Origin of the sequence: Streptomyces viridochromogenes, assembly GCF_001270495.1 — a bacterium.
In the GTDB taxonomy this organism is placed as follows: domain Bacteria; phylum Actinomycetota; class Actinomycetes; order Streptomycetales; family Streptomycetaceae; genus Streptomyces; species Streptomyces viridochromogenes_A.
This window is the reverse complement of sequence record NZ_LGUR01000266.1, coordinates 21,383-29,802: the sequence shown is the minus strand read 5'-3', so window position 1 is coordinate 29,802 and position 8,420 is coordinate 21,383. Positions and strand designations below refer to the sequence as shown.

The window sequence follows — 8,420 nt, the reverse complement described above, 5'->3', positions numbered from 1 at the left end:
GAGCATGCCGGCCCACAGCGCGCCCGCCTCCGCACCCGCCCCCGCACCCGCCTCTCTGTACGCCCCCTCCGCCCTGGTCATGACCACCGGCCACGGAGAGCGGGCCGCCTCGGCCACACCGGAGCGCGCCGTAACGGTGAACTGTGCGTACACCACCTCCGGAACGCACCCGGATCCGCGTCAGGCCTGTGCGGATCTGGACCGTGTGAACGGGGACCTGGACCGCCTGGCCACACTCCGCGGGAATGCCGCGGGACAACCCTGCACCAGGGAATACCGCCCCATTGTCGTCACCGTTCAAGGGGTATGGCGTGGTACACGCATAAACTATGAACACACCTTCGCCAATCCTTGCATCAAGGAAACGCAGGGTGCCGCGGCATTTGCCTTCTGAGCCATCACGGCCGAGGTAAAGCCGCACATCGACGGGGCGGGGCGCACAGTGAAAGGGCGGCCCGCCCCTTCCGTATGCACGCTCCGCGCGGACCGTAGGTCACGGCAGCAGACGTCGCTCCTTCGCGACCGCCACCGCACCCGTGCGCGTGTCGACGCCGAGCTTGTCGTAGATCCGCCGTAGGTGGGTCTTGACGGTGGCCTCGCTGATGTACAGGGCGCGGGCGATGTCGCGATTGCCGATGCCGCGGGCGAGCTGGGCGAGGATGTCGCGTTCGCGGTCGGTGAGGGTGGGGCGGGGCCGGCGCAGGTTGGCCATGACGCGGCCGGCGACGGGTGCCGACAGGGCGGTACGTCCCTCGGCGGCGGCGTGGATCGCGGCGAAGAGCTCGTCGGGGCGTTCGGCCTTGAGCAGGTAGCCGGTGGCGCCCGCCTCGATGGCGCGGGTGATGTCGGCGTCGGTGTCGTAGGTGGTCAGGACCAGGACATGGGCGGAGGAGCCGGGGTGGGAGGTGAGGCGGCGGGTGGTCTCCACGCCGTCGATGCCCTCGCCGAGCTGGAGATCCATGAGCACCACGTCGGGGTTGAGCTTCGCGGCCAGCGCGAGCGCCTCCTCGCCGGTGCCCGCCTCGCCGACGACCTCGATGTCCGGTGCGCTGTCGAGCAGGGCTAGCAGTCCGGCCCGTACGACGGCGTGGTCGTCGCAGACCAGGATCCGCACGGGTGCGCGGTCGGGGATCATCGGGGCGCCTCCAGGGGGACGGCGGCGGACAGGACGGTGCCCTCGCCGGGAGCGGACTCGACGGTCAGGGTGCCGCCGAGGGCGCGTAGCCGGGCCCGCATCGCGGGCAGCCCGTGGCCGCGTGGCGCGTCCGGGGAGCCGGGCAGTGCGGTGGGGTCGAAGCCGTGGCCGTCGTCGGTGACGTCCAGGACGACCGTGTCGTCGAGGAGGGTGAGGGTGAGGGCGGCGTTGTCGGCGGCGGCGTGTTCACGGACGTTGGCCAGGGCGCCCTGGGCGATGCGCAGCAGGGCGGACTGGACCCGGTCGGGCAGCTCGGGGAGGCGGCCGTCGTCGTCGACGTGGACGCGTACGGCGAGGTGCGCCTCGGACTCCCGTGCGGCCAGGGCGCGCAACGCCTGAGCCAGGCCGCCGCCGCGGGCGAGGTCGGCGGGGGCCAGGTCGTGCACGAAGCGCCGGGCCTCGGTGAGGTTGTGCTCGGCGACGGACGCGGCGGTGCGGACGTGGGCGCGGGCCTTGTCGGGTTCGGTGTCCCACACCCGGTCCGCGGCCTGGAGCAGCATCCGCTGACTGGACAGTCCCTGGGCGAGCGTGTCGTGGATCTCCATGGCCAGCCGCTGACGTTCGGCGAGGGTGCCCTCGCGGCGTTCGGAGTCGGCGAGTTCGTGGCGGGTGCGGATCAGGTCGTCGATCAGGGCGCGCTGGCGTGCGGTGTTCCGTTCCATCTGGAGGAAGACAGCGGTGGCGAGGGCGGCGACGGCGGGTGGGGCGAGGACCAGGTTGGGGTCGAAGCGGCCCGCGAGCTGCACCTGCGCTGCGACGACGAACACGGTCAGGAGCGCCACGAGCGCGAGGGCCGCGCGCGGTGGCAGGGTGCGCAGGCCGGTGTAGAACAGGGGCACCGCGCACCAGGCGAAGCTGGGGGCGAGCACGACCAGGATCACCCAGACCACGACGACCAGCGCCAGCCAGGTCGTGTGCCGCCGGGTAGGCCGTGGGTCCGGGGCACCGGCTCGGGGGCCCAGCAGATGCAGCACCGTGAGCAGGACGCACAGCGCGATGATCCACGGCGTACGTGGTTCGCCGGGGTGGCGTAGCAGGAAGCGGGCGAGCGCTCCGCCGAGCAGCAGGAAGAACGCCGCGTGCATCACGGCGCCGAGCCACCGGCTGTCCACGGTGTCCGGTTCGTGCGGCCGGTTCCCCATGCGAGGTCGCCTCCCTTCCTACTCGTCGGCGCTGAACTGGGCAAACACCTCCATTGTGGCCCGGTGCACGGGCCGGGCAGGTCAACCGATCGGTTGACACCGGTGTCGTCCGTCGGGTGACCGGGAGGCAGACGGAACGTCGACCGTCGGGGCCTGGTTCCGGGCCGAGGGTGGAGAGCGGACCGGGGCGGCAGCCGTGCCGCCCGCCCACCGAAGGAGTCGACCGACCCATGAACCGACTGCACGACAAGTTCTCCCGCCGCGCCCGCGTCGCCACCGGCGGCGCCGTGCTCGCCGTCGTCGCCCTGGCGGGCTTCGGCGCGGTGTCCGCGAACGCCTCGGCGCCCGCCACGACGCCGGGCACGACGGCCGCCGTCACCTCGGCCGAGGCCCCGGACCGGGCCACCACCACCTCCACCCACCTGACGATCGACGCCGCCACCAGGGCCGCGCAGGCCGCGCTCGACGCCGCCGACAAGGAGAACCAGCGCGTCACGGTCGCCGTCGTCGACCGCAACGGCAACACGATCGTCACCCTGCGCGGCGACGGCGCCGGCCCGCAGTCCTACGAGTCCGCCGAGCGCAAGGCGTTCACCGCCGTCGCCTGGAACGCCCCCACCTCCCAGCTGGCCGAGCGCCTGGAGCAGGCCCCGAACCTCAAGGACATCCCCGGCACCCTGTTCCTGGCGGGCGGCGTCCCCGTCACCGCCGACAAGACGCCGATCGCCGGCATCGGCGTCGCGGGAGCACCGTCCGGTGCGCTGGACGAGAAGTTCGCACAGGCGGGGGCGAACGCGGTCGCCCGCTAGGGCCGTCTCGGCGGCTCTCGCGTGCGGGTAGGACACCCGGCCCCGTGCGGTGGGCGACGACGGCGTGCCTGGTCAGCCGGTGCCGAGGGCCATGAGGAGTCGGGCGCAACGGGCCGTCATGTCCGACGTGTTCTGGTCCGGGTGCTCGAACCACCAGCGCATCACTGCTGTGACGGCGTGCTGCCACACGTGGTTGAGCAGGTCGTGGTCGAGCGGGTCGTCGTGTCCGGCACCGGCCAGCAGTTGTGCGGCTCCGGCGGCGCCCATCGCGGCGAGGCGTTCACGGTAGCGGTTCACGGCGTCGCGCATCTCGCCGGCCGGCGGCGGAGCCGGGTCGTAGAGGACGGACCAGGCGTACCGGCAGTGCTCGACGGCGCTGAAGATCGCCGTGAGGGTGTCGACGGCGTGACCGGTCGATCCGCTGCGGGACCGGGCGGCGGACACCGAGTCCACCAGGAGGGCGCCGACGTGGTGGATGCAGGCGAGGTACAGGCCGTCCTTGGAGTCGAAGTAGGTGTAGATCAGCGGCTTGGAGATGCCCGCGCGCCGGGCGACGGCGGCGACGGACACGCCTGCGTAGCCGTGTCTGCCGAACTCCTCCACGGCCACGTCGATGATCTGCCGCTCCCGGTCCACGCGGGAGACGCCCTTGGTTCCGGCCTTGCCCATGGGCCCATCCTAGCCAACGATATGACCCGGCGGTAATTTACCCAACGGTCAATTCAAGTTGCAGGGTAGGGAGAGCGGGCGACATGACGCGATCGTGGTGGGGATGGGGCAACGTCGAGGACGCGGTGGGCGGTGCGGAGCTCGACGCGTTGCTGGGGCGGGTGCGGGCCGTGCTGCCCGGGGAGCTGACGGCTCACGAGCCGCCCGGTGTCGCCTCGCTGCGTCTGCCCGGGCCGCGGGTGACTCCCCCGGCCTCCCTCGCCGACCTGTGCTCCGCCGATCCGGCCGACCGGGCCGCGCACGCGCACGGCAAGGCCTTCCGGGACGTCGTGCGCAATCTGCAAGGGGACCTGCGCCATGTACCGGACCTCGTCGCCCGCCCCCGTGACGAGCGCGACATGACCGACCTCCTCGACTGGTGCACACGCGAGGGCGTCGCGGCGGTCCCGTTCGGCGGCGGCAGTTCGGTGGTCGGCGGCGTCGAGGCGCGGTGCGACGACCACCCCGCCGTCGTCACCATCGACCTCCAGCGTCTGAGCGGGGTCCTGGAGATCGACGCCACGAGTCGTGCCGCGCGGATCCAGGCGGGGGTGTTCGGCCCGCACTTGGAGGACCAGCTGAGGCCGCACGGCCTGACCTTGCGTCACTTCCCGCAGTCCTTCGAGTTCTCCACGCTGGGCGGCTGGCTCGCCACCAGGGCGGGCGGGCACTACGCGACGCTGTACACCCACATCGACGACCTGCTCGAATCGATGCGTGTGGTGACGCCCGTCGGGATCAGCGAGTCACGGCGGTTGCCGGGCTCGGGCGCCGGGCCGTCACCGGACCGGCTCTTCCTGGGCAGTGAAGGCACGCTGGGGATCATCACCGAGGCGTGGATGCGTCTCCAGCAGCGCCCGCGTTGGCGCGCCGGTACCTCCGTGCGGTTCAGCGACTACGAGTCGGCGGTGGCGGCCACCCGCGCCGTCGCGCAGAGCGGGCTGAATCCAGCGAACTGCCGTCTGCTCGACGCGACCGAGGCGCTGGTCAACGCGGGCGTGAGCGTCGGCGGCGGCGTCCTCGTCCTCGCCTTCGAGTCGGCGGACCACCCGGTGCGCGCCGGCCTGGAGCGAGCGGTGGAACTGTGCCGGGACCACGGCGGCGAACCGTCCGCCGACGCGACGGGAGAGTCCGGCGGCAACGCCCGAGGGGAGTCCGCGGCCGACACATGGCGCTCGTCGTTCCTGCGGATGCCCTACCAGCGGGACGCTCTCGCTCGCCACTCGGTGATCGCCGAGACCTTCGAGACGGCCTGCACCTGGGACACGTTCGGCGCCCTGCATCAGGCGGTCACCGAGGCGGCACGACGGGCCATCCACGAGGTCACCGGCACGGGAGTGATCGCGTGCCGGTTCACCCATGTCTACCCGGACGGCCCGGCGCCGTACTTCAGTGTGTACGCGCCCGGCCGCTGGGACGGCATCGTCGGCCAGTGGGACCACATCAAGGCCGCGGTGTCCGAGGCCATCGCGGAAAGCGGCGGCACCATCACCCATCACCACGCGGTCGGCCGCGATCACCGGCCCTGGTACGACCGCCAGCGCCCCGCCCCGTTCGCCGCGGCGCTCACCGCCGCCAAGTCCGCCCTCGACCCGGCCGGTGTCCTCAACCCGGGAGTGCTGCTCCCGGCGCGGTGAGCACGCGCCCGGAACAGGCAAAGGTGGTGTCCGCCGCCGCCCTCGATCTCCGAACACCCACGGCACGAGCCGCCCGCCGTGGAAGCCGGCGGACGGCGTTGTCGTTCACGGCCGTGCAGAAACGGGCCGGCCAGAGATGGGCCGGCTAGAAGTAGGAGGCCATCAGGGCGCGGTCCACCACGAGGGTGTCGCGGGTCAGCGGTGGCAGCCCCAAGTGGTCACAGATGAGCCGGGTCAACTGCTCCTCGTAGTCGTCGTTCTCGCAGTCCAGTCCGGCCGCCGTGATGAGGGGGGCCAGTCTGTTGGGCCAGTACTCCCCGTCGTAACCGGCGTCCTCGTAGTCGATGCAGGACGAGATCCGGCCGTCCTTGTAGTGGTAGGCATGAGGGCCGTGGCCCTTGGCGATGCACGGGTTGGGGACGAACACCATCAGCTCGGCGCCCTGTGGGCACAGCCGGCGGTGGTCGATGTGGTCGAAGTCTTCTCGGGACGGGTTGAACATGTGGTGGACGATCACCCCCCACTCACCGGATGCGGGGCCGTGGCCGTAGGCGAAGGGCGGCCGGTGCTGCGCGACCAGCCCTGCGGTCATGGCGGTCAGGTCGGTTCCCTTGAAGTACACCAGGACGGTTTCGTCGTCCCCGTACCGGTCTTCTTCCTTCCAGGCGATGACGCCGCTGTTGATCCAATCTGTCATGCGGAGCACCGTATCCGTCGCCACTGACAACGCCCCCGCGAGCCGGCTTGAACGCGTTCAAGTGTGCGGGCCAAGACCTCTCACCCTCCCCCCTGAGCTGCCCCGACACCCACACCTGTCGAACGCCGCATATGTGACATAACAGGGGAAACTCGGACTTGGAACCGTTGATGACGCGCGGAGGGAGTGCACAGTGAGTCGGATCAGTACGGATTCCTCGGATCTTCCTCAGCCGTTGCGGATCCTTGGCTCCGGGCTCCGCCGCCTGCCCGGAGCGGAGCAGGTGAGCAGGGCCGCCGACGGTGCGCTGGATCGGCTTGGAGCGGTCTCGCCACGCGGGCGGCGGATCGCGGTCTACACCGGAGCCGGGGTGCTCGGCGTGGCCGGCGTGGTCGAATGGCCCCTGGCTCTCACCGGCGCGGCCGTCGCCTGGCTGACCCAGCCGCGCCCCCAGCAGGGCGCGCGAGGGGAGACGGCCCAAGACGACAGGACCGAAGCCGACATCGCGCAGGACGACATGGCGCGGGCCCACGGCCGGCCGGGTGTCGTCGGGTCCGGCGATGCCCCCGCTGGAACCGCCGACGCCCTGTCGGAGTCCCACGGGCCCGGTGGCAGGCTGGCCCCCTCCCACTTCCAGCACGATCGCCCGGACAGCGGCAGGCACGATCAACCCGCCAAGGTCGGTGACCCTGCCACGACGTCGGCGCTCAAGAAGGTCGCGGAGGCCACGGCACACCACGGCGGACCGTAGCCGTCCGACTCGTCGGGACGGTGGGGGCTTCCGTTTCCTGAGCCTGAGGGGAACGGCGCCGAGAACCCGCCATGACCGAACTCGGCCCCGGTCAGGCCCCCGGTTCCTCGGGGGTCGCCGGCGGCTCGGCAGGGGTCGTTCCCGGCGGCTGGAAGAGGACGGCCCGGGCCACGGGCGGGGCGAAAAGGGCGGTGACGGGTGCGGCGAGGGTCAGTACGGAGCGGAAGGCGCGCCCTACGACAGGGTCGCCGGGGGCGCACTCCTGGACGCGTTGCAGGTACCAGTCGGCAACGCGGTCCGCGGGCCCGCCGGCCACCGCACTGCCGGTCGCGCCCGGCATCTTGCGGTCCGCCCCGGCGGAGATGTCCCAGGCCTGCCGGGACGCCGCGAGGACGGCCCGCTGCACGCGCCGTGTCGTAGGGGTCCGGCGTGGGTCGGCCAGTGCGTCGCGCAGAGCGACCGCGCTCATCGCGGCGACGGCCATGCCCTGCCCGTAGATCGGGTTGAAGGTGCACAGGGCGTCACCGGTGGCGACGAATCCGGCCGGGCAGCTGCCGGGCAGGTCGTAGCGGCGGCGGACATTGGCGGTCCGCCGGTAGCCGAACGCCGGAGTGAGCGGCTCGGCCTCGTCCAGCCACCGGTGCAGGAGCGGGTGCGGCAGCCTCTTGGTGTACGTCACGAACTCGTCGTCGTCCGTGGGCGGTTCGTCACCGCGCAGCCCGGAGACGATGACCAGGTGGCTGCCGTCCTCCAGTGGCAGAGCGCCGCCGGCGTGGACCTGATCGGGGCTCGGGTAGACGTAGTAGCCGGCTGTGTCGCCGCCGAGGACGCCGTCCCTGCCGCGGTAGACGCGCGAGGCGTACGCGAGCCCCGTGTCGATGGTCTCCTCGTGCGGTACCGCGGCCCCGATCGCCGTGAGCCACTGCGGTGCCTTCGTTCCGCTGCCGGAGGCGTCGACCACCAGGTCGGCCTCGACGGCCTGCTGTTCCCCGCGCACGTCTGAGGAACGGTCCCGCAGCACCACGCCCCGCACGCGTGAGGCGTCACCGAGGAGCCCTACGACATCCGTCCCCTCCGTCACACTGATCACCGGGTTGGCCAGGACCCTCCGGCGGACCAGTTCCTCGAGCTGGGCGCGGGAACCGGTGTAGATGTGCGTCGTCGCGGGCAGTCGGCGGAACCAGCGGCCGTTCTGCCACAGCACCAAGTCCGACGGCATGCCCACCCTGGGCGCCCCCGCCGCCCGCAGCTCCGCCAGGAAGCCCGGCAGCAGCGACTCCACCGCCACCTGCCCACCCTCCAGCAGGACATGGGGATGCCGGCCCTGCGGTACGCCGGGCCGCGCCCTCGGCCCGTCCGGGAACCGGTCGCGCTCCACCACGGTCACCCGGTCGGCGTGCCCCGCCAGCACGTGCGCCGCGAGCATCCCCGCGAGACTCCCGCCCACCACGACCGCGTGCCGCCCACCCCAGCGCCCCACG

Annotated in this window: 9 protein-coding genes; 4 read left to right on the top strand and 5 right to left on the bottom strand. The window is 72.2% G+C overall.

What is annotated here, in order from left to right:
- The first annotated feature begins 4 nt into the window (after positions 1 to 4).
- Complete coding sequence (locus ADK36_RS47555; protein WP_078950873.1) at positions 5 to 394, top strand: subtilase-type protease inhibitor; 390 nt, start codon at positions 5 to 7, stop codon at positions 392 to 394.
- A 99-nt stretch (positions 395 to 493) separates the two neighbouring features.
- Here the strand turns inward: ADK36_RS47555 and ADK36_RS44410 are convergent, their stop codons facing one another.
- Positions 494 to 1,135: a response regulator gene (locus ADK36_RS44410; protein WP_053201629.1), complete on the bottom strand. Its 642-nt coding sequence runs from the start codon at positions 1,133 to 1,135 to the stop codon at positions 494 to 496.
- Positions 1,132 to 2,337, bottom strand: a complete 1,206-nt coding sequence (locus tag ADK36_RS44405) for a sensor histidine kinase (RefSeq protein WP_048582697.1) — start codon at positions 2,335 to 2,337, stop codon at positions 1,132 to 1,134. Before ADK36_RS44405 ends, ADK36_RS44410 begins: the two co-directional genes overlap by 4 nt.
- A 230-nt stretch (positions 2,338 to 2,567) precedes the next feature.
- Here ADK36_RS44405 and ADK36_RS44400 point away from each other — a divergent pair, with 230 nt between their 5' ends.
- A complete protein-coding gene (locus ADK36_RS44400) occupies positions 2,568 to 3,146 on the top strand; it encodes a GlcG/HbpS family heme-binding protein (RefSeq protein WP_048582696.1) in 579 nt (192 codons plus the stop codon).
- A 72-nt stretch (positions 3,147 to 3,218) separates the two neighbouring features.
- Here ADK36_RS44400 and ADK36_RS44395 read toward each other — a convergent pair whose 3' ends face one another.
- Entirely contained in the window at positions 3,219 to 3,815 is a 597-nt protein-coding gene (locus ADK36_RS44395; RefSeq protein ID WP_048582695.1) for a TetR/AcrR family transcriptional regulator, read from the bottom strand.
- Between the two features lie 83 nt (positions 3,816 to 3,898).
- Between ADK36_RS44395 and ADK36_RS44390 the strand changes: the two genes are divergently transcribed.
- Positions 3,899 to 5,491 (top strand): FAD-binding oxidoreductase, encoded by a 1,593-nt coding sequence (locus tag ADK36_RS44390; RefSeq protein ID WP_048582694.1) that lies wholly within the window; start codon positions 3,899 to 3,901, stop codon positions 5,489 to 5,491.
- A gap of 145 nt (positions 5,492 to 5,636) precedes the next feature.
- On the opposite strand, the gene ADK36_RS44385 is transcribed toward ADK36_RS44390, so the two are convergent.
- Positions 5,637 to 6,188, bottom strand: a complete 552-nt coding sequence (locus tag ADK36_RS44385) for a hypothetical protein (RefSeq protein ID WP_234330102.1) — start codon at positions 6,186 to 6,188, stop codon at positions 5,637 to 5,639.
- 283 nt (positions 6,189 to 6,471) lie between these two features.
- On the opposite strand from ADK36_RS44385, the gene ADK36_RS44380 reads away from it, so the two are divergent.
- Positions 6,472 to 6,939, top strand: coding sequence for a hypothetical protein (locus ADK36_RS44380; RefSeq protein WP_338060820.1), 468 nt, complete (start codon positions 6,472 to 6,474; stop codon positions 6,937 to 6,939).
- A 91-nt stretch (positions 6,940 to 7,030) separates the two neighbouring features.
- Here the strand turns inward: ADK36_RS44380 and ADK36_RS44375 are convergent, their stop codons facing one another.
- Positions 7,031 to 8,419, bottom strand: a complete 1,389-nt coding sequence (locus ADK36_RS44375) for an FAD-dependent monooxygenase (protein WP_107083750.1) — start codon at positions 8,417 to 8,419, stop codon at positions 7,031 to 7,033.
- Between the last annotated feature and the right edge of the window lies 1 nt (position 8,420).

What these genes read in the sequence shown, in the direction of transcription:
- ADK36_RS47555 (WP_078950873.1), top strand. Translation starts at nt 5, where the DNA reads ATGCCGGCCCACAGCGCGCCCGCCTCCGCACCCGCCCCCGCACCCGCC.
- ADK36_RS44410 (WP_053201629.1), bottom strand. Translation starts at nt 1,135, where the DNA reads ATGATCCCCGACCGCGCACCCGTGCGGATCCTGGTCTGCGACGACCAC.
- ADK36_RS44405 (WP_048582697.1), bottom strand. Translation starts at nt 2,337, where the DNA reads ATGGGGAACCGGCCGCACGAACCGGACACCGTGGACAGCCGGTGGCTC.
- ADK36_RS44400 (WP_048582696.1), top strand. Translation starts at nt 2,568, where the DNA reads ATGAACCGACTGCACGACAAGTTCTCCCGCCGCGCCCGCGTCGCCACC.
- ADK36_RS44395 (WP_048582695.1), bottom strand. Translation starts at nt 3,815, where the DNA reads ATGGGCAAGGCCGGAACCAAGGGCGTCTCCCGCGTGGACCGGGAGCGG.
- ADK36_RS44390 (WP_048582694.1), top strand. Translation starts at nt 3,899, where the DNA reads ATGACGCGATCGTGGTGGGGATGGGGCAACGTCGAGGACGCGGTGGGC.
- ADK36_RS44385 (WP_234330102.1), bottom strand. Translation starts at nt 6,188, where the DNA reads ATGACAGATTGGATCAACAGCGGCGTCATCGCCTGGAAGGAAGAAGAC.